The organism is Ornithinibacillus halophilus (genome assembly GCF_900129485.1).
In the GTDB taxonomy this organism is placed as follows: Bacteria; Bacillota; Bacilli; order Bacillales; family Amphibacillaceae; genus Ornithinibacillus; species Ornithinibacillus halophilus.
Map to the genome: position 1 here is coordinate 1 of NZ_FQVW01000037.1, position 23,577 is coordinate 23,577.

Here is a 23,577-nt window from a genome sequence, read left to right on the forward strand (position 1 = left end):
TTCCTCGGCGTGGCGAGCGTTTTCCTCGGCGTGGCGAGCGTTTTCCTCGGCGTGGCGAGCGTTTTCCTCGGCGTGGCGAGCGTTTTCACATTAAAGGAGGGGCATGATGCCCCTCCTTTAATGATTTACCTTTATGGATTTTTTCAAGGTACCTAACGACTCCACAACTGATCTCCCCACAACGCGACCGGAGAATAGGCATCCTCCTAAAAAGGTTCCCTCCAGCGCACGATATCCATGTACTCCTCCACCGCCGAATCCAGATACTTCTCCAGCAGCATACAATCCTGGTACTGGTTCTCCATCTATTCCTAAGACGCGTCCAGATAAATCTGTCTGCAATCCCCCCAATGTTTTCCGACTCAAAATATTAAGCCTTACAGCAATAAGTGGGCCATTTTTAGGGTCCAAAATTTTATGAGGTTTAGCTGCACGTATTAACTTATCCCCTCGATAGTTTCGAGCAACTCGGAGCGCTGCTATTTGTAAGTCTTTCGTAAAAGTATTATCCATTTCACGATCACGCGCTTCCAGTTGCCTTCTAAGCTTAAAAATATCAATTAAATCCGTCCCAGTCAGTTTATTCATACCAACTACCAATTCATCCAAATTCTTTGACACCACAAAGTCTTCTCCGTTATCCATAAATGCTTTAACCGGTGATGGTGGACCTGGTAATACTCGAGATAACAATTTTTTTATACTCTTCCCTGTTAAATCAGGGTTTTGTTCCGATCCTGATAATGCAAATTCTTTTTCGATTATTTTTTCGGTTAAGATAAACCATGAATAATCATAACCTGTCTTCATAATCGTCTCTAGGGTTCCTAGTGTGTCATAGCCTGGAAAATTTGGAGCTGGAAATCGGTTTCCCTCTGCATCCAACCAAATAGAAGAAGGCCCAGGTAAAATACGAATCCCGTGATGCGGCCAAATAGAATCCCAGTTTTTAATTCCTTCTGTATAATGCCACATTCGATCACGATTAACGATTCGTCCACCAGCTTTTTCTGTAATCGAAAGCATCCTTCCATCAACATGATGAGGCACTCCCGATATCATATTTTCCGGTGGATTTCCTAGTCGACTTGGCCAGTTTTTTCGAATAAGTTCAAAGTTAGCACCAATTCCTCCACTGGTTACCACAACAGCTTCTGCATCATATTCAAAGCTCCAAACAACATCTCGTGAGCTTTTCTCTCCACGTTTCACATCATCAGGCGCCAAGACAGATCCAATAGCCCCAACAATAGTACCGTTACTTACCTTTAATTCGTCCACACGATGTCTAGGACGATAATCGACTAGTCCATTCTTCATATGTTCCCGAACACGTTGTTCAAACGGTTCCACTAGACCCGGTCCTGTGCCCCAAACAATGTGGAATCTTGGGACCGAATTGCCGTGTCCCTCTGCAAGATAGCCTCCGCGTTCAGCCCAACCAACTACCGGAAAGAAACGCACACCCAATTTTCGCAACCACTCACGTTTTTCTCCTGCAGCAAAATCAACATAACTTTCTGCCCATTTTCTTGCCCAGTAGTCTTCATCGTTTTCTCTATCGAATCCAGCTGTACCTAACCAATCTTGCCATGCCAACTCTTTAGAGTCCTTGATTCCCATACGACGTTGTTCAGGTGAATCAATTAAAAACAAACCTCCAAATGACCACCATGCTTGTCCACCAAGAGAACTTTCTGGTTCTTGATCTAGTAAAAGCACCTTTTTCCCTCCATCAGCTATCTCTGCTGTTGCCACTAAACCAGCCAAACCTGCTCCAACTACTATCACATCAAATTTCATTCCAAGGCCTCCTTCCAACTTTTGTAATAATTTTCTGAATAAACTACCTATTTTTATTATATTAGTTGCAATTTTATTAGTCAAAGAATCAATTTTTCTTGAATCCTACTTTAAATTAAATATTACTAATATAAAATTGGATAATTGATGCTACAATATAAAGAAAAGCTTAGAGCTAAAACATCTCCGAATTCTTATCCTTCTTACGTCGTAAGAAATAAGACCGTTCGATGTGACTCTTAAAAGTCTACATTATTAAGCTAAAAACTGTTCTAATAGTTGAAACATGACGAGGAAATGTAACGTCTTACTATTGAGCAGACAGTTAGGAGGAAACAGAGTGGGACGCTCGAAGTCTTTCCACTCACCCTACGAGATAGATGATCTATATGTCTTGCAGATGAATCCAGAAGAAGCAATAGAAACGATCATGGACGCGTACGGTGATGAAATTAAACGATTAGTGTTTACGTATATGAATAACTCTGCTGACACCGATGATGTCACACAAGAGGTTTTTGTCACGGTTTATCAAAAATTAAATACGTTTCAAGGTAAATCTTCATTAAAAAGTTGGATCTACTCCATTGCTATAAATAAATGCAAAGATCATCTAAGAAGCTGGCAATCTAGAAATAAGCGCTTAAAAGAAAAACTAATGCAGTCAGCACAACCTGGTGAGCAAGATGTAGATACTCCTGAGGAACAAACCATTAAACAGAGTGAATCCAGCAAACTCCTAAAACAAGTGATGGAGTTGCCTGTTCGATATCGTGAAGTTATTATATTATTTTATTTTAAAGAGCTATCTACAAAAGAAATTAGCAATGTTTTAAATACGAAGGAAGCAACCGTAAGAACAAGATTAAATCGTGGAAGAGAAAAGTTAAAGAAATGCTTATCTAATGAAGAAGGTGGTGTTAACCATGGATAAGCAGTTAAAACATCTTAAAAAACAATATGAATCTGAAATAAATTTGACCTTTACAGAAAGTGATAAAAAAGCCGTTTTAGCTAAGATTAAAAAAGGAAAACAACCTACACGAAAAAGGTTGCATCTGAGACTTATTCCAGTTGTAGCTGCAGCTGCCTTATTTGTCCTTTTAGCTATTACATTCAACAGTATCCCTGAACTGTTTTCAAAAATGAGAAACTCTGCTAGCGACTATTCCATTGAATCACAAAATGACTCAGATACGATGGTAGAAATGGATGGGGCATACGAAAATGAAAGCTTTAATATGAAAGATTCTGATGTGGATATTGCCGAAGATAGTGAATCTTCAGATGGTGACCATAGTGGGAATGACCAAGCTGCTCATGACCGAGACATTAGTAGTGATGGTTCAAACCTCTTATTCAACCCTGATTCCGTGGAAAGTGGTCTCACATATGGAAATATGGAAGTAACAGATGTAAAAAAACAGGGCGATGAAACGATTATTTCATTTAAAGGAAACACTTGGCTTTCTGGGAACTTTAACTATAGAAACAACCAGATTTCATTTAATCCTGATAATCGAACATTACTGGACTTTCCATTAGCACGATCTGATAAACATGGTGACATCCCTTTTTACTTTCAAGATGAAACAATCGTCAAGGTGATGTACGGAGCAGCTAGAGGTGGTACTCCAATTCAACAAGCAAACGACGGCTTTATGTTGGATGTAATTGGTGCCGAATATGTATTTACTCCCAATGGTTCTCAAGTCCATTTGGATATTAGAGATACCCTTGAAGTGAATAAGGAATCGTATATTTCCACTATTAATTTAGATGAAACATTAAATGAACTATACACAAACTATGCTGATACGTTAGATGATCGTCTTCTCAATGAATTAAGGCCAATTGAAGTATTTAAGCTGTATCATCACGCACTTCAAAATAATGATGTAGAAGTACTTTATAGCTTATACATTAAAGGAGAGACGTATGGGACACCAGATAAGGAGACTTATTTTGAAAAACGATCAATGTATGAAGCTGATCAGCAACAAATGAACGATCTATATGTAGAACTTCAAAATAGGGAAACAACATTTGAGGAGATTTACACGAATCAAGGTAATGAAGAAATGGCTTTTGTTATGTTCCCATCTGAAGAAGGTCATTGGCCAAACAGTTTTTCACTTATCAAAAACGAAGAAGGTATTTGGAAAGTGTATCTGTTACCTTTAAATTAATGGTTAACCCGTACCCAGAAGGAGTACGGGTTTTCACTTTTATTCATTTGCTCTCGGTGCACTTTCAAAACCGATTTTCTTATGAGTTCCATCACAGAATGGTTTATTCGCAGAATGACCGCAACGACAAAGAGAAAAGGACTTTTTCGTTTCAAACACGTTCCCCTCTTTATCAACCAATTCCACATCCCCCATTACACGATACGATCCATTATCATTAACCTTGATTTGTACCTTATCACTCATATTTATCCCCTCCATCAACATTATAGTTATCATTATATAGCCAATTATCAAAAAATAAAAGGTGTTACCGGTCTCTTTTTAAATGAAAACCCGTTTTAAATAAAATGGATAATCATTCATCATTAGATTTAAACTATCACATGAGTACACATAGAAGGGTTGTTACACATTGGATTTATCCATTCAATCTTTAATTTTACTATTTGCGCTAATGCTTATTGTTGGTGTTGTTTCAACAAAATTCTCTAACCGCCTAGGCCTACCTGCTTTAGTACTGTTTTTATTAGCTGGGATGGTTCTTAACCGAATTATTTTCTTTGATAATGTTGAATTAACCCAATTGATTGGGATTATGGCTTTAATCATTATTTTATTTGAAGGTGGAACACAAACAAAATGGGAACATATACTTCCAATTATAGGTCCTGCTAGTTCCTTAGCAACAATTGGTGTATTAATTACTTCCCTCATCACAGGATTAGCTGCCATGTATATTTTAGGATTCACGTTGCTAGAAGGTATGCTTTTTGGCGCTATTGTTGGTTCTACGGATGCTGCAGCCGTTTTTTCCGTATTAGGTAATAAAAATATAAAGAAACGTCTTACATCAACATTAGAAGCAGAATCAGGTTCTAATGATCCAATGGCTGTTTTCTTAACGATTTCATTCATTGAATTAATCCAGATTCCAGATTCAACCATTTGGTCTGCTGTTGGAGATTTCTTTTTACAAATGGGGCTCGGTCTAGTACTAGGTCTAGTCTTTGGGAAAATTACTGTTTCTGTAATTAACAATATAAAACTCGACACTGCTGGACTATACCCTGTTCTTGCAATGGGACTAGCTACATTAACGTATATCACTGCTGATATTTTTGGTGGGAGTGGTTTATTAGCTGTTTATGTTATGGCTGTATTTGTAGGAAATAACGATCTAATGTATCGCTTTACGATTTTACGATTTAATGAGGGATTCGCTTTAATGATGCAAATCATTATGTTTATCCTATTAGGACTACTCGTTTTTCCAAAAGAGTTAATTGGGGTATTTTGGCAAGGTATCTTACTATCTCTTATCCTTATGTTTATTGCTCGTCCAATTGCCGTATTTATTAGTATGGTATTTATGAAATATAATCTAAAGGAAAAACTTTTTATCTCTTGGGCAGGTCTAAAAGGAGCCGTTCCTATTGTTTTAGCCACATACCCAATTTTAGCCGGAGTGGAAAATCACGAGTTAATATTTAATGCCGTGTTTTTCGTCGTGTTGATTTCAGCCTTAACACAAGGAAGTACATTATCATGGTTAGCAGAAAAACTAAACCTAAACAGTGGGAAAGAAAAGAATATATTTCCAAGCTTAGAACTCATTACATTAGGAAATACCAACTCAGAAATTATGGAAGTAGCCATTACTGATTTATCACCAGCAGTTAATATGAACCTAATTGACTTAGAGCTACCCCCAGACACACTAATTATTGGGATTATCCGTAACCAGCAATTGATTACACCAAGAGGGACCTCTATTATTACACAAGGCGATACCCTATATGTCTTAAGTAAAAAAGAAAATCGCGATAAAGCAAAAACAGTACTAATGGGAAATAATCATCTAAGAAAAAAAGAAGCTAAGGGGTAATACAACACCCCCTTAGTTTTTAGTTCCTACAGTATTTTCCATTTGACCTATTTTTTCTATTTCAAGTGTTATCTTGTCTCCTACTTGTAAAAACTTCGGTGAATCCATTCCCATTGCGACGCCTTCTGGTGTACCTGTCAAAATGATATCTCCTGGTTGTAAGGTAATTAACTCAGAAATAAACTCAATGAGAAATGGAACATCAAACATTAATTTATTCGTGTTTGAAGACTGTCTTACTTCACCATTTACAGAGGATTGTATGGCGAGATTCCCTGGGTTCCCTACTTCATCTGCGGTTACTATCCATGGACCAATAGGAGTACTTCGATCAAGTGATTTCCCTTGTAGCCACTGTGGTGTTCGTTTTTGTAAATCACGTGCAGAAATATCATTTCCGATCGTGTAACCTGCTATATAATCTAGTGCCTCTTCTCTTTTAACATTTGATGCTTCTTTCCCAATCACAACAGTTAGTTCTACTTCATAATCCAATTTACCCGTTTGATTTGATTTCTCAATCCTATCTTCTGGACCAATTAAGGCATTTTGATACTTTGCGAATAGAACTGGGTAATCTGGTATGTTGCTATCCATTTCTGCAGCATGTTCTGCATAATTTTTGCCAATACAAATAATTTTAGATGGTGCAGGTATAGGTGTTGAAAGATATGCTTCGCCTAACTGAACTGCTAATCCGGTGACTTCTGTTTGACCGAGTTTACTCTCAATCTTTTTAGCAACCTCAATAGCTTTATTTCCTAGCTTATAAAATTGATTTGGATCCGTTGGAAGTACTTCGACAGGTAAACGAATGGATGCTTCATGTAAATCTATTATTTCTTCTCCACGTACATATCCTATTCTTAGTGAACTAGGTTTTCCTTTTAATTTATAGCTAACTAATTTCATCTAAACACCTCTCCCCTATCTATTAATATTGTTTATTTAAACATATCATTATATTCCGACTTTAGCATGGAATATACAACTGTATCATGATAATTCTCTCCATCAAAATCCGTTTGTCTAAGTACTCCTTCTTTTGTAAAGCCGTATTTCTCTAATAATTTCCGGGAACCTTCATTATCTGCAAAAATATCTCCCACAACACGATTGAAATCTAAAGTCTCGAAAATAAAGGTTAGAACAAGTCCCAATAATTCTGTCATTACACCTTTTCTCTGATAGCTGTCGCTTATCACAACACCTAGCTCTGTTTTCTTATGCCAATAATTTAGTTTATGTAGCCGAAATTGACCGATAACCTGATTTGTCTTAAGGTCTGTTATTACCCAGGGAATTTCTTTATGGTTATGAAAATTATCCAAATATCCTTGAATATTTTTCTGCAATTCTTCTACAGAAGTAACTGGATTTGGTGTTATATACCTCATGGTTTCCTTCTGTTTCATAAAGGAAAATAGTGCTTCCGCGTCGCTAATCTTCATTCCCCTTAACCTAAAATTATCTGTCTCTATAACAGGGATTGTCGTTAATTGCATACTTTTCTCCTCCATTCATCTCAAATAATTTATTTTTTATAAGATTAGTATAACTTTTACACCCCTTTTTCGTAACTTTTTTCGAATGTATTAATGAAAGGAGGTATTATTTTATAATAACCACCTAAATTATTAAAGAAAGGATGATTGTCCAATTTATTTATTTCTAAAAACATATGATATACCAGTTAAATTAAAGGAGGAGATTTTTTGAAATTATATTTGGACCCTGGACACGGAGGTACTGACCCAGGTGCTAGTGGAAATGGGCTTCTAGAGAAAGATATTAACTTAGATATAGCTTTACGTATACAATCTATTTTACTAGCAAACTATGATGATATTCAAATCCGTATGAGTCGGACAAGTGACCAAACGAAAAGCCTACAACAACGTACAAATGAAGCAAACCAATGGGGAGCGGACTATTATGTTTCTATCCATTGCAATGCATTCAACGGGCAGGCACGCGGTTACGAGGATTTTATCCATGATCGATTGTCTGATAACTCTCAAACTGCAAACTATCGTAATACTCTACACCAAGAGATTACTAAGGTAAACAAATTGAGTAACCGTGGAAAGAAAAAAGCTAACTTCCACGTACTACGTGAAACAACTATGTCTGCTTTTCTATCAGAGAATGGTTTTATCGATAATAGTCAAGACGCGCAATTAATGAGTAGTTCAACATGGAGACAAACGGTTGCACATGGGCATGCAAATGGAATAGCCAAAGCCTTCGATCTTCAACCAAAATCAAACGGTGGAAACCCAACACCAGATCCTGAACCTGGAACAGTATATCGTATAATAGCTGGTTCGTTTAAATCTAAAAACAATGCAGATAAGAGAGTAGATTTATTAAGAAATGCTGGGATCGAATCATTTGTAGACCGTCATTTAATAAGTGGGGAAGTTTGGTACCGCGTTCAGGCAGGTGCCTTCAGAAGTCGAAACAATGCAAATCAACGCTTAGATGAAGTAAAAGATGCAGGAATAAACGATGCATTCATAACTGTAAATTAAAGGGGCTGGACAAAAGTATTTTAGATAAACCAAAATCCGAACAATAGAATTTGTTCGGATTCTTGAAGTTGCTAGCAAATTTTAGTAGAGCGTGGGTTCATCGCTACGGAAAATACACTTCGCTTTCCGCGGGCGGCTGGTGAGCCTCCTCGGACTTTCGTCCTGTGGGGTCTCACCTATGCCTCTGCTCCCGCAGGAGTCTTCGTGTATTTCCTTCGCTAGTTTTGGCGTCAATATCAATTTAAAATGTTGCATAATAAATTGTTGATTGGAGAGATGGCAATCGACTCCTTGAAAATGCATTTATATGTGCATTTTCTGCGTGCGATGCGTCGCTAGAGTATCCTTCCTTGGGACTGTGCCTGTGATTACTCGCCACCGAAAACATTTGTCGTGTGGGAATAGCTAGTTTCTGAAGACCCCAGAGATGTACCTGCATCTACTAGAAATTTTAAGAAGACAATTCCTTGGTACAAGGCAGCAAAGAAGTTTATTCAAGTAGTCGCCTGGCTGAAGCCATGTCCACGGCAAAAAAGACTCTTTGAAATCAACTAAGCTCTAACTCTGAGTTTTCTATTAACTTTAGAAAGTAACCAATTCTTAGAAAACCTAACATTGATAATCTTTTTATTGTTATTATTCGTTTTTAGGTTGCATATAATTAGTTATGTCCCTGCCTCTCTTTCACTTAGGCTAAATCCACTTCCTGTGGTTCATTCCCTACTTGATTAGTCATAAGTCTCACCGTTTCCGGCTTAATTTCTAAAATAATATAGTTTGGATCATCCGGACCTTCAAACCAAGGCTCCATTTTCTCTGTCCATAATTGTTTCTTTAATTCATCGGAATCATTAATTGCAACTTTTCCATGGTAGTCGATATACTCATCGCCATAACCTTCTCCATCATAGCCAATGAGAATATGTGTATGTGGATTCTGCTCAATTTCCTCCACTTTATCCGTTTCCTTCGTTGTTGCTGTATATAAAGTTAAGTCCTTATGAAAGAACGTCATAAACCTTGTGTGTGGTCTGTTATTTTTAATAGTAGCCATCGTACCTACAGAACTACTTTCCAGAATTCTTTCTACAGCTTGTCTTGCGTGCTGACTCAATAAAAACACACCTTTCTATGTATCGTGATGCTTTTAGTATGTCTTATTAAGCCTAAAATAAACAAAGAAACTACCTAATTGCTCACTTCAAAATGCTGCCATTCATATGGCAATAGTTCCTGATACTTTCGTTGTAAGAAACGATCATCAATTAAGGCAATTACACCAGTATCGGAATCCGTACGAACCAATCGTCCACCAGCCTGTAATACCTTATTCATACCAGGATAAACATAGGCATAATCAAACCCATTTTTTCCAATGGATTGAAAATAATCTTTAATAATGTTTCGTTCTAACCCAATTTGTGGCATTCCCACACCAACAACAATGACTCCTTGTAGTCGATCTCCTTTTAAATCCACACCTTCAGAAAAAATACCACCCAATACTGCAAATCCCACTAATCTGTCGTCTCGATTCGATTGAAATGCTGCTAAAAATTCCTCGCGTTCCACCTCTGACATCCCAACATCTTGAACAATAGTTTTGATGTCAGCATGTTCTTCATAAAATCGCTCATACACCATTCTCATGTATTGATATGAAGGGAAGAAAACAAGGAAATTACCATCATTTTGTGCCAACACATCTGTTATAAAATGCACCATGGATTCAAGTGTCTTTTCACGATCGCGATACCTTGTTGACAAAGGCTTTACCAATACTTTTGCATTCTCACGTGCAAATGGGGATGGAATAGAAACTACATAATCCTCTGCTTGCCCTCCTAATAAATCTTTATAATAATCAGCTGGAGTTAAAGTTGCTGAAAAGAAAATCTTTGCTCGAAACCCTTTCCCCATTTTTTGAATCTGTTTGGAAGGATCCAAACAGAAAAGCTTAATTCTTACTTCACTTTTTTGAACTTCAACGTATGTAATAAATTTATCATCATAAAGATTAGAAATTTTGACAAATGCCTGCGCTGCAAAGTATGTGTCTAATAAGAGGCTATTACTATCTCCATTTCTAGCCAACTCTACTTCCGAATCCATTATAAATTCTTCTAACAAACCTATTAATTTATTATCGATTTTCTTTTGTAAAAAATCCTCTGATTTCTTTATCTCTAGTAGATGATCATTTATTAGTTTTGACGTTATTGAAAGCGATGGGTGGTCATCTTTTAAATCTCTTTTTAGTTGTAGAAAGCTAGATTTATTTATTTCGGCAGAATACATTTCTCGAGCACGGTCTACTAGATTATGCGCCTCATCAATCAGGATAGCTGTTTGCTTCTTCTGTTCTTCCATTAGTCGCTTTAAGGAAACTCTTGGATCAAAAATATAATTATAATCACAAATAATTGCATCTGCAGCATAAGCTAATTCTAATGAAAACTCAAAGGGACAGACACGATGCTTCCGAGCATAGATTTCTATAGTTGACCGGTCCATCAGCTTTTCATTTTTCAATATATCAATTACTGCCCCATTTATTCTGTCATAAAAACCTTCAGCAAATGGACAGTTTTCACTATTACAAATCGTCTCCTCTTGAAAACAAATCTTATCTTTTGCTGTTATAGTAACAACTTTTATATCTAAGCCATTTTCGATTAATAGACGAAAGGCATCCTCTGCGGCAGTTCTAGTAATCGTTTTAGCGGTAAGATAAAAGATTCGTTCTAAGTTACCTTCCCCAATCGCTTTTATAGATGGAAAAATAGTAGAGATTGTTTTCCCAATCCCTGTTGAGGCTCTAGCGAATAACGTTTTTTTATCTAAAATAGTTTTATAAACAGAACCTGCCAGTTTTCGTTGTCCCTCACGATACGCGGAGAATGGGAAATCAAGTTCTTTGCACGTATCATTCCGATGCTCTTTATGGTGAAGGACTAATTTAGCAAATTCAGCATATTTCTCAATTACATCATTAACATAATCTCTCAATTCTTCATATGTCATTACCCGTTGATACTGTTTTTTCTCTTCCGTCTTAACATGTACATAGGTTAATTGGATTGTTATTTCATTTAGGTCATGATCGCCGGCGTAAATATAACCATAAAAAATAGCCTGCGCCCAGTGAACAGGATGTGTTTCTTCTGTAATATGTTTAAGTGGATGAACAGTAGACTTAATTTCATCGATAATGATTTTGTCACCTCTATGTAAAAGTCCATCACACCGGCCGTCCACTCTAATGATTATGTCTTCAAATGGAATCTCTGCTTCTACAAAAGCTTCCTTTTGGTCGTTTTCACTATATGTTTTTTGGATTTGTTGATGTATCCTTGTTCCTTCAGTCATAGTAGAAGCAGTACGAAAACCCGTTTCTATGCTTCCACTTCGATACACATATTCTACTAAGTTTCTAACAGAAATCTTAACTACATTCGCCATCATATCACCTGTCATTTATCGTTAATCTAAGTTTAGCAGGTAATGATATATAATGGAACTAGGCCCTTGAGAAGTTAGCTACTTTCACGATTATTTTTTACTTTACTGAACCGTTGTATAATAACAAAGCCTATAAAGGTTCCAACAACTCCCATCACTCCTGCTAAAGTAGGAGGTGCTGGAATTTGAAGATTTAATAAAGAAAAAATGGCACCTAAAACAACTCCTGCAAGAAAGGTTTGAACGGTTAATTTCATAACAACCACCTCTAAAACAATGTATTTATTAACAGAAACCCTGTATAGACACCAACAATCCCCATCACTCCAGCTAAATTCGGTGGTGCTGGAATAGGCAGTTTGAGTAGCGAAAAAACAATTCCTAAGATAATGCCGGTTAGAAATGAAATGACAATAGTCAATTGACTTCCTCCTTATTAGAGAGAGCATTACCTTTAATTTTCCTTAACTGAGACATTCTATTCTCATTCTCATCCAATTAGCCAAGTTGAAAAAATTAATAAATCGTTAAAGTAATAATCCGCATCAACTTTTTCCTTATCACGATTACCGACAAGCACTGTTTTTGTCCCTGCCTTTTTGCCTGCTTCAATATCAGGTTCACGGTCTCCCACCATGTAGCTCTCTGATAACTCAATGTCATATTTATTAGACAGATCAATTATCATTTGTGGTTCTGGTTTACGACAAGCACACCCTTCATGTGGCTTATGTGGACAATAGGCAACATCATCAATTGTTGCACCATACGCCGATAAATCACTTTCCATTTTTTCATGCACTTTATGTAGCGCTGCTTCTTCCATATACCCTAAACCAACTCCACCTTGATTAGTAACCACAAATACTTTATAGTCCATTTCATTCAATCGTTTTATTGCTTCTCCTACTCCGTCTAACAAGTAAAAGTCACTCGGTTTATTGACAAATTTTACACGTTTACTTAAAACTTCATTAATAACACCATCGCGGTCTAGAAAAATGGCTTTCTTTTTAATCATCAACACCACCCTTTCCCCACGTATTATGTACATTATTGTTAACCTTCAATCACTAGGATTTCATATGAGATATTTGTGAAAAAATGGTAATATGAATAGTGAGGGGGGATGCTAATGTCTAAAAATAATCGAGCAGTTGTTATTGCTGTTGCATCCGTATCTGGCGGTGGAAAGACTACTTTCGTTTCAAAATTAGAGGAAACATTGCCGAATGCTAAAGCAATCTATTTTGATGATTATACGTTTAATGGACCAGAGAGCATCATAGATTGGTTGGATAATGGAGCAGACTACAATGCTTTTGATTTATCTCCTCTAAAACAGGATATTGAAGTATTGCTGAAAGAACGATACAATTTTATTCTTCTAGATTATCCTTTTGCATACCAAAATGCACAAATTAGAACTTACATTGATTTAGCTCTTTTTATTGATACTCCTTTAGACATTGCAATGGCAAGGCGTATGTTAAGGGACTTTCATAATAAGACTGCTTCAGACATCCTTTCTAACTTAGAGCACTACTTATCATATGGCAGAAAAGGCTATACTGAAATGCTACACTCCATAAAACCTAATTCAGATGTCATTATCGATGGACATCTGTCAACTATGGAAATGGTACATAGTTTAATAGAAAAACTAAAATCAAATGACCTTTTTAAATATTAGAAGGCCATTTGATTTTTGATTGTAAAGAAATGAAATGCATTTTATTTGAAGAAGACTGCTATTCTGTAGAAAAGCAAGACAGTGGAAATTCATTAGAAGACTCAAGAGTGGATACTTTAACTAAATTGATAATATCGTTACTTTTTTAATAATCGTTTTGCCTTAATAAAAGCCACTACATCAGTTAACTCTTCTTCACTTAATTCAACCCCATCTATTAGTAACCTATGACGATTCTTATTCCTGTTTTCTAAATCAATTTGTAATGTAGGTTGTTTTTCTTCAATACCATTAACAAGATAATCTGTTGATACATCGAAAAAATCTGCCAAACGCTTTATATGACTTACACTCGGCTCCTTTTTTTCCAATTCATAACTCCAAATGACACTCTTCGTAAATTGAAGTTGTTGAGCCATTTTCTCCGGTTCAAGTCCTCTTTCTAAGCGTAACTTTCGCAATCGGTCACCAAGTCCACTCAATAGCCACCACTCCCATATCTTAATTTTCAAAATATTCTATTCTAATCATATCATATGCACCCTTTTTGTCTATGGTGAAAATAAAAAATTATTCATAAGTACAAACGTGTTTCTTATAGGACAAATTTAAAACATTATCTTTTTCATATTTCTAAAAAATTTTTAACTAAATACACCCCCTTTTTCCTTTTTATTTCGAATGTATAAGTGAAAGGAGCATAAGGAAAGGAGGGAAAAAAATGAAGTATGCTACAAATTTTGTTGAACACGTACACATCCATCACCTAATATACCCCTTATCATTGCCTGCAGAAAAACTATTTGAGAGCATCGTGTTAAAAGCTGATAATTTGTATTGTCCATTTTCAATTCCAGCAAAAAGAAGGAAAGAATTGGACATATCCTATTTTTCACTTATTCTCGCAAAGAGGGAGTTGCTGAAGAAAGGGTATATTTTGTACAGTAGCCATAAAGGCAAGTATATCCTTAACATTTTTGAATAATCCAAAAGGCAAATTCCTAGCCCTCTATTGATTGGTCTAGGAATTTGCCTCTTTTTCTAAGCATTTTTTTGGAATCCACCCAACGTCTCCAATTTCTTTTTTAATGAGTGTATAACCACCACAATCTTGATCGACAATCCAAACTGTTTCCCCTTTCGTTACACTAAGAAAAGTAGTACTAAGGTCATCTTTTGAATAATAAAGACCTTGTTCATTTTCAATTAAATACTCATTCTTCACCCATTGTTGGATTCCTAGATTAATATTCTCACAAAGCGTGAAATAAATGTCTTCTTCAATTTTGCTTAATTCATAGTTTGGATATGTAATCGTCCCTACTCGATCTGTAGTATCAATATGCTCTTGGTGTATCGTGCATTCATGTTCTAATTGATCTACAAATTCAAATTGATAATCTCCACCCTCAATTATTAGTGCATTAATTTGTCCCTCTTTTTTAATTTGGTTACCTCCATCAATGGCAATAACCTGTTTCTCTAAATCGATTATCGGGTTATTAGAGCAAACTAAGTCCTCTCTATAATTCACAACTGGCCAATGTCCTACAACTACTGTTTTACCAGCTTGATGGTTTTGGTTATAAAATGCTTTCATTGATAGTGCATTTTCCTCGGTTGTTTTTTCCCAGTCGATTCTATTTTCTATTCCTGCATGAATAATGATATGATTATCTGTTTCATAAGCAATCGGTAAGGAATCAAGCCAATTAAGTTCCTCATGAAAATGTTGGTTGTAAAACGCTGCTAAATCTTCTATTTTCAGAAAATCCTCTTGGACCTTACCATGCTCACGAAGCATATCGTTTAAAATGGAGTAAGGCTGTTTTTTCATATAATTTCTTATTCCATCTACTCCTTCGAATACGTAGCGATGGAGAATGTCACAGTTGCCTTTATTGACATAGACTTGTTTCGATTCTATCATTATTTCTCGTATATATCGTACTACTTCCAAACTATTGGGTCCTTTTTCACAGAGATCCCCATTGATGAATAAGTAATCTTCTTTTGTATAGTTCACTTTATTTAGCAGTTCGATTAAAAGAGGCAAATTCCCATGAATATCCGAAATGATAATAGTTCTTTTTTTATTATCTAGACTAAGTTTCTGTACGTTAATCATTTGGCTCTCCCTATTATCCTAATAATCCCTCTAGTATTCTTTGAACTTCATATCCTTCTTTAAATGTAATAAGTTTGGATGGCTTCCCAGATACAGCATTAATTAGTTCATCAATTAACCCTGGTTGCTCGTTGTCTCGGATCGCTATTGTTTCATTTTCCTTTTCCATCGTTGTATAAGTTAATTGTCCCCAGTTTACTAACGACAACACACCATTTTCTCCAATCATTTTATAGGAAAGTTCTTCTTTTTGACCTACTCCACTTAAACCATTGACTAAGATTGGTGTACCAGCTTCTAATTGCAAACGTGCAATAACTCCTGTCTCACAGTTCTTTTCATTTTCTGGATATTCCACAAAGGTTTGTACATTACCTACTTTTCCAAACAATTGTTGCGTTAGCTGAATAAAATGTGGCGTTATTTCACGAATGAAACCACCTTGTTCCCGACGAGCAATCCATTCATTTTGTTGCCAACTTCTCGGCCATTCTGGAAACTTCATCGTAAGTTCAATCCGTCGCAACTTACCAATCTCATCCTTTTGTATTAAATTGGATAGTGTATTAACTGGGTTACTATACGGTAATGGGAAATTTATTGCATTTACAACACCTGCTGCTTCTGCTTTCTCCTTCATTTCTATTGCTTCCTCTAACGAATTGGCAAGTGGTTTTTCACACAAGATATGTTTTCCAGCATTTAGAACATCAAGTGCTATTGAATAATGAAATTTAGGTGGCACAGCTACATATACCAATTCTACTTCTTCATTAGCAATAAGATCTTTATAATTATTATATAAATTTACCTCGCTAACTAGTTCTTTCATTTCTATCATTCTTTGCTCATTCACATCACTTATCGCTACAATATTAGTAGATGGATGTGTATGGAATTGTCGTAATAATCTTTCCCCAATTGCACCAAGCCCGATGATTCCTATGTTTAACTGTTTCATATGTATTCTATCCTCTCCACATGCATAAATTATTAATTTAAATTATACTAGATTGCTATTATAAACAATACCTATAAATCTTTTTCCCTACTAATATCGTATTCGCGTGTAAACTTACTTTCAAATAATTCGCAAAGGGGATACAATTAATAAAGTGAATCTTTTGCATATGAGATATCGTAGTAGCATCTAGGAGGAGTTTAATGTGAAGATTACTACAAAAGAAATATTTACTATTCCAAACATCTTATCGTATATTCGTTTAATCCTTATTCCTGTATTTATCTATTATTACTTAACTGCAACGGAACCGTTGGATTACTATATAGCAGCTATTATTATACTAGTATCTGGATTAACCGATTTATTTGATGGTTTAATTGCTAGGAAATTTAATCAGATTACGGAGCTTGGGAAGACGGTCGATCCAGTCGCAGACAAACTGACTCAAGCTGCTATCTTATTCTGCTTAGTCATTCGCTATCAATACATGTGGATACTCGTCGTATTACTGGTTGTGAAAGAATTATTTATGGGAATAAATGGATTAATACTACTGAAGAAAGGGAGAAAACTTGATGGTGCGATGTGGTTTGGAAAAGTATCTACTGCCGTCTTTTATGCTGCCACATTTATTCTGATCGCCTTTCCAGAATTGAGTCCAGAAGCTTCCGGAGTATTGATGACAGTAACAGGTGGATTTTTGGCATTATCATTTTTATTATATATACCTGAATTTATAAAATTATATAAACATGTATGAAAAAGGTTTCCAAATAAAAAATCAGCTGCTTATATAGGCAGCTGATTTTCAATGGTTAATTATTAATATATTTTTCAAATACATCTCCAAAGTCTTTTTTATGATATTCTTTTCGTACTGACTTTAACCAATCAAAACCATATTCAGTTAATAATTTATATTGATCGGCAAGATTAGCATCAGATGTTCTTGAGTTCTGTAGTACGGTAACTGCTTTGTCTAAACTCTGACTTGCCATTTCCAGCATGACATTGTTTTCATTTGTTTCCTCAGATATGTACACCAAGGCTTTGTAAAGATCATTTAACTTTTCCAATTCCCGTTTATCAACATCAATGCTATAAGCTTCTTTTCCTAAGTGAAATTTAATCTCAATATCCAAATCTACTTTTCCTGCGGTTTCTAAAGCAACGTTTGACATTTTATGTTGAGAGTAAGGATATCGTTTTAACGTTCTTTTAGAGGATACAGCATTTTCCCCATCAACATGAATCAAAGCCAAATTAGTAAAGCAGTACTCATCAGCCTTTGTTTTTATTAGAAAATAGATCTTCTCTCCATCTTCGTGTCTAACATAATCATCAGCATCTGTTTTGTCGTAATCCTCAGGTCCGATAATTTTCCCTATGTCTGACAAACCTAGTGCGTCAGAGGCAAACTTTTTTAACATAGAAATCGCTCCTTTGTTTTCAACATTGTACTTCAATAGTATATCATTTAATTATGAAAATTATTACAAGTAGTTCTTCTTATTAATTGGATAATTTATGCATTTTTTGTAGAAATTTGGAAATGGTAGTAATAGCATATAAAGGAGGTGCATTTGTGGAAGATACTTCAGAATTTGTCGCAAGGTTCAATGAGCGAAAACAAAAAAATGAACAAGTAAAAAGGCGACAAGGAGGTATTAAGCGAGGGAAAAAACTACCAAGCAAACGCCATTAATTCACCCGTATTGCCTAAAACAAACCCTATACCAAAAACAAAAAGCGCTCAGACGGCGCTTTTTGTTTTATTTAATCTTGACGATCAACAAAAATCGTTAATACTTTCGCTCCATCATTGTCTATTGGAATGAATAGATGAGGATTCTTACCTTTAAAATAAGCGGTATCCCCTTTTTCCATTAGATGTTTTTGTTCATCATAATACAAATAAATGGAACCTTCAATTATGTAAATAAATTCATCTTGAGAATGTGTATATGGTTCTTGCCTATCGTTCATATCTTTTGGTGTAACGTGAACGATTGTTGGTTCAACATTTGAAAAACGTGCTTTTGCAAGTAATTCATAAGAGTAGCCCATATTATCATCGTCTACTTGAAACTGTCGCTTTGCTTTTGGCTGAAGTACCAAATCTGATTCTGGATGATCGTCTAATACCCAAGAAAGAGGAATTTCTAATGCATCACTAATTTTTGATAAAGTAGCAACGGCTGAAGCAGTTTGTCCATTCTCTATCTTGGATAATAAGCTTTTAGAAATACCACATTGATCGGCGATTTGCTGTTGTGTTTTTTTACTTTTAAGTCTAGCTTGTTTAATTTTTGCTCCTATATGTCTTAAGTCTATTGGTATTCTCTCCCTTCCCACTAACCAAACGACTAATGTGCCTTAATCATAGAATACCGTTAAAATTGCGTCAAGCATATTAAGAAAAGCTAGAGAGCGCCCGCTTTGCGACGTACGGACTGCGCCTGGCCATAACAGATGGTTCAATGTCTTTTTAAAAAAATTAACGCCACCTTTTTCTATTTAAAGTGGCGCCAATCTAATTATTAGCCTTGTGCAACAGCATAAGCCAATGATTTACTCGGGAGAGACTTCCCCAATTTATTTTGAATAAATAATGCTGCTTCTTGTATCTTCTTCTCTTCAATTCCAGTCTTAATCCCTAATCCATTCAATAAGTAAAGGACATCATTAGTAGCCACATTCCCTGAAGCACCTGGTGCGTATGGGCAACCACCAAGACCACCAATCGAACTATCAAATCTTGAAATTCCATATTCCATTGATGTCATAATATTTGCTATAGCCATTCCTCTAGTGTCATGGAAGTGCATAATTAATTTATCTTTTGGATATCGTTTTAAGAGTTCTTCTAATAATGCTTCCACTTGCGAAGGAACTGCTGTCCCAATCGTATCTCCTAGGGATAAATCATCTACTCCATCTTCCATCAACTGATCACAAACTCGGATAACATCATCAGGTCTAATTCGCCCTTCATATGGGCAATCAAAAACGGTGGAAACATAACCTGTCACAAGTTTACCAGCACGCTTTGCATCTTTTATAACTTCCCCTAATATTGGATACGTTTCTCCAATGCTTTTGTTAATATTTTTCTTGTTATGCGTTTCACTTGCAGACATGAATACCGAAGCACCATCAATACCTGCTTCCAGAGCTAATTCTAACCCTTTTCTATTTGGAACGAGTGCAGAGTAACGAACATTTGGATTACGTTTAATTTTTTTACCGACTTCATGTGCATCTGACAACTGTGGTACCCATTTTGGATGTACAAATGATGAATACTCGATTTCCGGTACGCCCGAATCAGATAACATGTTTATCCAGGAAATCTTGTCTGCTGTTGCTACTCGATTCTTCTCATTTTGCAACCCATCACGTGGTCCAACTTCTTTAATCTGCACAAATTCTGGCCAACGTCCCATCCTTATCCCTCCTAAATATTCTCTTTCCTACAAGAAACCGACATTTTGAATGCGTTTACATAGTTATTGTATTAGTAATATGATAAAAAGGTTATTCCGAATGTATTCAACTATATACTATTTATATTCACCTTGGTTAACTTTCATTCAACTTAGTTGAATACAATATATAATAAATTTTCTAAAAACGCAAGTGTAAATGATTGTATACAACCTATGAATAACACCTGTTTTTAACTAACCCTTGTCATTAATTCTAATTCTAAGACATAGAATGGACTAAGGTAATTAGAATGGAGGTCTTATGATGGACAAGACATTAACAGTTACAGAAGATGACATAAAACGCTATTATGAATTAAATAACCAGAAGAAGGATATCCAACAAGAGATGAATTACTTAAAAAAGAAATTCCATCAACTTCTAGATGAATCATTTGGGAAAGAACAAAAAGGAGAAATCCAGCGAGGGAACTATAAACTACAAAGACAAATACGATCTTCGGTTAAATATGATGACGAAAATACGGTTAAAAAACTTGATGAACTGAACTTAAATGATTTTGTCGTGGAAATTAGACAACCTGATACGGAAAAGTTAGAATCAGCTATAAAATTGGGTTTAGTAGAAGATAAAGATTTTACTGATTGTAAAAAAACAAAAATAACCCAAACAATTGTAGTGAAAGAAACATTTTCAAGATAACCACAAGGGAAACTAACATAACTATTATGTTGGTTTCCTTTTTTATCTCTCTAGAATCAGTTATATGTGTTAAAATATAATTGATTTTTATTAACAAATTTCTACAGGAAGTGAAATTATGAGTATTGAAAAAAAGCCTGGGAAATTGGCTCGATTAATTCTACTTTCACCGATAAAGGCATTTATTAATAGTCGATCTAAAATAATAATTGAGCGAAATGATACTTTAGAGATGGAAGGGCCATACATTATATTAGGGCACCATGTCACGAATTGGGACCCATTAATATTGAATAGTTATGTAAAAGAACCGATATGTTTTATTGCTGGAGAAACATTATTTCGCCATCCACTACTAAAGCGCCTTCTAGACTTCACTGGAGCCATTCCAAAAATGAAATTTAAAAATGATACGCGTACAATTAGAAGTGTAATAAAAGCAAAAAAACATAATCGCGTTATCGGTATTTTCCCAGAAGGAAATCGTAATTGGGATGGAACAACAGAGCCATTAATATTCTCCACTGCCAAGTTAGTTAAGCTATTGAATATCCCAGTAGTTGTTGCAACAATACGTGGTGGATATTTAAGTCAACCGCGTTGGGCCAATTCTTTTAGAAAAGGTATTATATCTCTTTCTTTTGAGAAAAAGTGGGATATCAATACGTTAAAAAACAAGACACCGGAACAAATCCATCACATGTTAACAGAAGCATTAGCCTACAATGAAATGGAATGGCAATTAAAAAATAATTTTCCTTATAAAGGAAAGAACCTTGCACATTATCTAGAGAGACTATTATTCATCTGTCCTCATTGCCAAATGCCATCACATCTTCAATCACATCAAGATCAATTTCAATGCTCCTCCTGTGATTATACTGTCAGATATACACCAAATGGAACATTAGAAGCAGTAAAACATCCTATCATCTTTAATACAATTCATGAGTGGAATTCCTGGCAACTAGAATTTTTAAAGGATAACTTACTACAGCCTGAAAGTGAGGAAGTCTGGAAAAGTTCGATGCAAGATACGATAGAACTGTCTATTTCTGATGAAGTTACTCCTTTTAAAACCATATCTAAAGGAAAAATCGCTTGGAGCCCCAATGACAAATCTACCATTCACTTTACTGGACATAATCGAAAGAAACTATCCTTTCCTTTAGCTAATATGGAAGGAATTAATATTCACTTACATCATCATCTAGACTTTTTTATTGAGAATAAATTGTATCGCTTTACTTTTTTCCAACCAAGAACATCAGCATACAAATGGTTAAAAGTAAGTCAGCATATACAAAACATGTTGAAGCAAGAGGAGGTTAAACGCTCTAAATGAATGATTCATGGGCACTAGTCATTGATTTCATTTTGATTTCTTTACTTATTGTTATTGCTGCTGTATTAAAAGCAAGGATCCCTCTTCTTCGTAAAATGATTGTTCCAACATCCATGATTGCTGGATTCCTTGGTTTAATCTTTGGCCCTGAAATACTTGGCATTCTTGAATTTAACAAAGATATGTTGGGAGATATTGTTTATCATTTAATGGCCATTGGATTTATTGCATTATCTTTAAAAGAAAGAGAAATGGAAAATAGCCCTGGAATAATTAATTCAGGAATGGTGATTGTATCTACTTACCTTATTCAAGGGATTGTTGGTTTTAGTCTATTTCTTTTATTGGTAGGGACTATTTATCCTGACTTCTTTCCTGGAATCGGCTTATTATTGCCACTTGGTTTTGGACAAGGACCAGGACAAGCTTACTCAATTGGTACACAATGGGAAGAGCTTGGGGTTACTGGTGGAGCTAATATTGGATTAACTATAGCTGGTTTAGGTTTTATTTGGGCAACTGTAATTGGGATTATCGTAATGAATATGTTAACACGTAGTAAAAAGTTCAATTTTCAACCTCATGATGACCAAGAAAAGTTAGGTCAAGTAATAGAGAAATCAGAACCGAAAGAATTCCCATTAGCAGACGCAATCGATAAACTAACGTATCAAATTGCATTAATAGGACTTATTTATTTAATAACTTACCTAACTATATTCGGTTTTGAAAAACTACTAACACCTTTAGGGACTTTTGGTGCTACACTAGCCCAGCTATTAATAGGTTTCCATTTCTTAATAGGTAGTCTTTACGCTATTCTATTTAGATGGATGTTAAATAAGCTTCAAGCAAAAGGGGTTAAGTTAGAACATTCACCGAACAACTTTTTATTACAAAGAATTTCTGGATTTTCCTTTGATTATATGATTGCAGCTTCTATTACAGCAATATCTATCTACGCACTACAAGAGTATTGGATTTCCATCTTAATTCTTACGACCTTAGGTGGTATTGTTACTATCTTTTATTTAGTATGGATTATTCCACGTGTGTTTCCAGATGATAAACTTGCAAATGTACTAGGTTTTTACGGAATGAGTACAGGGACAATCTCGACTGGAATGGCATTAGTTAAAGCAGTAGACCCAGATTTTAAATCAAATACAACAGACAACCTTGTCATGGGTAGTGCAACTGCTATTATGTTTGGTTTCCCTTTGCTACTTTTACTAAATGTTCCTGTGGTTGGGTTAATTGAAAATAAACCGATTATGTATGGTTACACCTTAATTGCATTAATACTCTATTTTGCTGCTTTATTAGGTGCATTGTTGTATCGAACTAGAAAATCATAGAAAAAGCAAAAACCCGACGTTTTGGGTTTTTGCTTTCTACTCATATTGTCCGTTAAAATTA

General features: G+C 35.5%; 26 protein-coding genes. 11 read left to right on the forward strand and 15 right to left on the reverse strand.

The window, feature by feature from the left end; translation table 11 throughout:
- Nucleotides 1-117: 117 nt before the first annotated feature.
- The gene (locus BUB12_RS12925; RefSeq protein ID WP_072891344.1) at nt 118-1,803 is read right to left on the reverse strand and encodes an FAD-binding dehydrogenase; all 1,686 of its coding nucleotides are present in this window, start codon (nt 1,801-1,803) and stop codon (nt 118-120) included.
- Nucleotides 1,804-2,143: 340 nt separating this feature from the next.
- Here BUB12_RS12925 and BUB12_RS12930 point away from each other — a divergent pair, with 340 nt between their 5' ends.
- Complete coding sequence (locus tag BUB12_RS12930; RefSeq protein ID WP_084063340.1) at nt 2,144-2,737, forward strand: sigma-70 family RNA polymerase sigma factor; 594 nt, start codon at nt 2,144-2,146, stop codon at nt 2,735-2,737.
- Nucleotides 2,730-3,992 carry a helix-turn-helix domain-containing protein gene (locus BUB12_RS12935; RefSeq protein WP_072891345.1) on the forward strand — a complete coding sequence of 421 codons (1,263 nt, stop codon included), beginning with the start codon at nt 2,730-2,732 and terminating at the stop codon, nt 3,990-3,992. The genes BUB12_RS12930 and BUB12_RS12935 overlap by 8 nt, the downstream gene beginning before the upstream one ends.
- Before the next feature lie 39 nt (nt 3,993-4,031).
- Here BUB12_RS12935 and BUB12_RS12940 read toward each other — a convergent pair whose 3' ends face one another.
- Nucleotides 4,032-4,238, reverse strand: a complete 207-nt coding sequence (locus tag BUB12_RS12940; protein ID WP_084063341.1) for a CDGSH iron-sulfur domain-containing protein — start codon at nt 4,236-4,238, stop codon at nt 4,032-4,034.
- 169 nt (nt 4,239-4,407) lie between these two features.
- Here BUB12_RS12940 and BUB12_RS12945 point away from each other — a divergent pair, with 169 nt between their 5' ends.
- A complete protein-coding gene (locus BUB12_RS12945) occupies nt 4,408-5,880 on the forward strand; it encodes a potassium/proton antiporter (RefSeq protein ID WP_072891346.1) in 1,473 nt (490 codons plus the stop codon).
- A 12-nt stretch (nt 5,881-5,892) separates the two neighbouring features.
- On the opposite strand, the gene BUB12_RS12950 is transcribed toward BUB12_RS12945, so the two are convergent.
- Nucleotides 5,893-6,792, reverse strand: a complete 900-nt coding sequence (locus BUB12_RS12950; RefSeq protein ID WP_072891347.1) for a fumarylacetoacetate hydrolase family protein — start codon at nt 6,790-6,792, stop codon at nt 5,893-5,895.
- Between the two features lie 32 nt (nt 6,793-6,824).
- The gene (locus BUB12_RS12955; protein WP_234982708.1) at nt 6,825-7,385 is read right to left on the reverse strand and encodes a GNAT family N-acetyltransferase; all 561 of its coding nucleotides are present in this window, start codon (nt 7,383-7,385) and stop codon (nt 6,825-6,827) included.
- Between the two features lie 210 nt (nt 7,386-7,595).
- Between BUB12_RS12955 and BUB12_RS12960 the strand changes: the two genes are divergently transcribed.
- The gene (locus BUB12_RS12960; RefSeq protein WP_072891349.1) at nt 7,596-8,414 is read left to right on the forward strand and encodes an N-acetylmuramoyl-L-alanine amidase; all 819 of its coding nucleotides are present in this window, start codon (nt 7,596-7,598) and stop codon (nt 8,412-8,414) included.
- A 688-nt stretch (nt 8,415-9,102) separates the two neighbouring features.
- Here the strand turns inward: BUB12_RS12960 and BUB12_RS12965 are convergent.
- From BUB12_RS12965 to BUB12_RS12985, 5 genes are all read right to left on the reverse strand, one after another.
- Nucleotides 9,103-9,528, reverse strand: a complete 426-nt coding sequence (locus BUB12_RS12965) for a pyridoxamine 5'-phosphate oxidase family protein (protein ID WP_072891350.1) — start codon at nt 9,526-9,528, stop codon at nt 9,103-9,105.
- Between the two features lie 74 nt (nt 9,529-9,602).
- Complete coding sequence (locus BUB12_RS12970; protein WP_072891351.1) at nt 9,603-11,876, reverse strand: ATP-dependent DNA helicase; 2,274 nt, start codon at nt 11,874-11,876, stop codon at nt 9,603-9,605.
- A gap of 74 nt (nt 11,877-11,950) precedes the next feature.
- On the reverse strand, nt 11,951-12,133 hold the full coding sequence (locus tag BUB12_RS12975) for a XapX domain-containing protein (RefSeq protein WP_072891352.1): 183 nt from the start codon (nt 12,131-12,133) through the stop codon (nt 11,951-11,953).
- A gap of 11 nt (nt 12,134-12,144) precedes the next feature.
- Nucleotides 12,145-12,291 carry a XapX domain-containing protein gene (locus tag BUB12_RS12980; protein ID WP_407668452.1) on the reverse strand — a complete coding sequence of 49 codons (147 nt, stop codon included), beginning with the start codon at nt 12,289-12,291 and terminating at the stop codon, nt 12,145-12,147.
- Between the two features lie 75 nt (nt 12,292-12,366).
- On the reverse strand, nt 12,367-12,897 hold the full coding sequence (locus tag BUB12_RS12985; RefSeq protein ID WP_072891354.1) for a D-glycero-alpha-D-manno-heptose-1,7-bisphosphate 7-phosphatase: 531 nt from the start codon (nt 12,895-12,897) through the stop codon (nt 12,367-12,369).
- 114 nt (nt 12,898-13,011) lie between these two features.
- On the opposite strand from BUB12_RS12985, the gene BUB12_RS12990 reads away from it, so the two are divergent.
- Complete coding sequence (locus BUB12_RS12990; RefSeq protein ID WP_072891355.1) at nt 13,012-13,569, forward strand: nucleoside/nucleotide kinase family protein; 558 nt, start codon at nt 13,012-13,014, stop codon at nt 13,567-13,569.
- A 137-nt stretch (nt 13,570-13,706) separates the two neighbouring features.
- Here the strand turns inward: BUB12_RS12990 and BUB12_RS12995 are convergent, their stop codons facing one another.
- Nucleotides 13,707-14,081, reverse strand: coding sequence for a helix-turn-helix domain-containing protein (locus tag BUB12_RS12995; RefSeq protein ID WP_234982709.1), 375 nt, complete (start codon nt 14,079-14,081; stop codon nt 13,707-13,709).
- A gap of 209 nt (nt 14,082-14,290) precedes the next feature.
- On the opposite strand from BUB12_RS12995, the gene BUB12_RS13000 reads away from it, so the two are divergent.
- On the forward strand, nt 14,291-14,554 hold the full coding sequence (locus BUB12_RS13000) for a hypothetical protein (RefSeq protein ID WP_072891357.1): 264 nt from the start codon (nt 14,291-14,293) through the stop codon (nt 14,552-14,554).
- Nucleotides 14,555-14,590: 36 nt separating this feature from the next.
- Here BUB12_RS13000 and BUB12_RS13005 read toward each other — a convergent pair whose 3' ends face one another.
- Nucleotides 14,591-15,697: a metallophosphoesterase gene (locus tag BUB12_RS13005; RefSeq protein WP_072891358.1), complete on the reverse strand. Its 1,107-nt coding sequence runs from the start codon at nt 15,695-15,697 to the stop codon at nt 14,591-14,593.
- Between the two features lie 13 nt (nt 15,698-15,710).
- Nucleotides 15,711-16,658: a Gfo/Idh/MocA family protein gene (locus tag BUB12_RS13010; RefSeq protein WP_072891359.1), complete on the reverse strand. Its 948-nt coding sequence runs from the start codon at nt 16,656-16,658 to the stop codon at nt 15,711-15,713.
- Between the two features lie 205 nt (nt 16,659-16,863).
- On the opposite strand from BUB12_RS13010, the gene BUB12_RS13015 reads away from it, so the two are divergent.
- Nucleotides 16,864-17,421 (forward strand): CDP-alcohol phosphatidyltransferase family protein, encoded by a 558-nt coding sequence (locus BUB12_RS13015; RefSeq protein WP_072891360.1) that lies wholly within the window; start codon nt 16,864-16,866, stop codon nt 17,419-17,421.
- A 55-nt stretch (nt 17,422-17,476) separates the two neighbouring features.
- Here BUB12_RS13015 and BUB12_RS13020 read toward each other — a convergent pair whose 3' ends face one another.
- Nucleotides 17,477-18,091, reverse strand: coding sequence for a PH domain-containing protein (locus tag BUB12_RS13020; protein WP_072891361.1), 615 nt, complete (start codon nt 18,089-18,091; stop codon nt 17,477-17,479).
- 155 nt (nt 18,092-18,246) lie between these two features.
- Between BUB12_RS13020 and BUB12_RS13025 the strand changes: the two genes are divergently transcribed.
- Entirely contained in the window at nt 18,247-18,366 is a 120-nt protein-coding gene (locus BUB12_RS13025) for a DUF4023 family protein (protein WP_072891362.1), read from the forward strand.
- 71 nt (nt 18,367-18,437) lie between these two features.
- Here the strand turns inward: BUB12_RS13025 and BUB12_RS13030 are convergent, their stop codons facing one another.
- Together BUB12_RS13030 and BUB12_RS13035 are read right to left on the reverse strand one after the other, a co-directional pair.
- Nucleotides 18,438-19,016 (reverse strand): helix-turn-helix domain-containing protein, encoded by a 579-nt coding sequence (locus tag BUB12_RS13030; RefSeq protein ID WP_234982710.1) that lies wholly within the window; start codon nt 19,014-19,016, stop codon nt 18,438-18,440.
- Between the two features lie 185 nt (nt 19,017-19,201).
- Nucleotides 19,202-20,107, reverse strand: a complete 906-nt coding sequence (locus BUB12_RS13035; protein ID WP_072891363.1) for a hydroxymethylglutaryl-CoA lyase — start codon at nt 20,105-20,107, stop codon at nt 19,202-19,204.
- 307 nt (nt 20,108-20,414) lie between these two features.
- Here BUB12_RS13035 and BUB12_RS13040 point away from each other — a divergent pair, with 307 nt between their 5' ends.
- The 3 genes from BUB12_RS13040 to BUB12_RS13050 all read left to right on the forward strand — a co-directional run bounded on the left by BUB12_RS13040 (nt 20,415) and on the right by BUB12_RS13050 (nt 23,516).
- Nucleotides 20,415-20,813 carry a hypothetical protein gene (locus BUB12_RS13040; RefSeq protein ID WP_084063344.1) on the forward strand — a complete coding sequence of 133 codons (399 nt, stop codon included), beginning with the start codon at nt 20,415-20,417 and terminating at the stop codon, nt 20,811-20,813.
- Nucleotides 20,814-20,931: 118 nt separating this feature from the next.
- Nucleotides 20,932-22,158, forward strand: coding sequence for a lysophospholipid acyltransferase family protein (locus tag BUB12_RS13045; protein ID WP_072891365.1), 1,227 nt, complete (start codon nt 20,932-20,934; stop codon nt 22,156-22,158).
- On the forward strand, nt 22,155-23,516 hold the full coding sequence (locus tag BUB12_RS13050; protein ID WP_072891366.1) for a sodium/glutamate symporter: 1,362 nt from the start codon (nt 22,155-22,157) through the stop codon (nt 23,514-23,516). Before BUB12_RS13045 ends, BUB12_RS13050 begins: the two co-directional genes overlap by 4 nt.
- Nucleotides 23,517-23,577 lie beyond the last annotated feature (61 nt).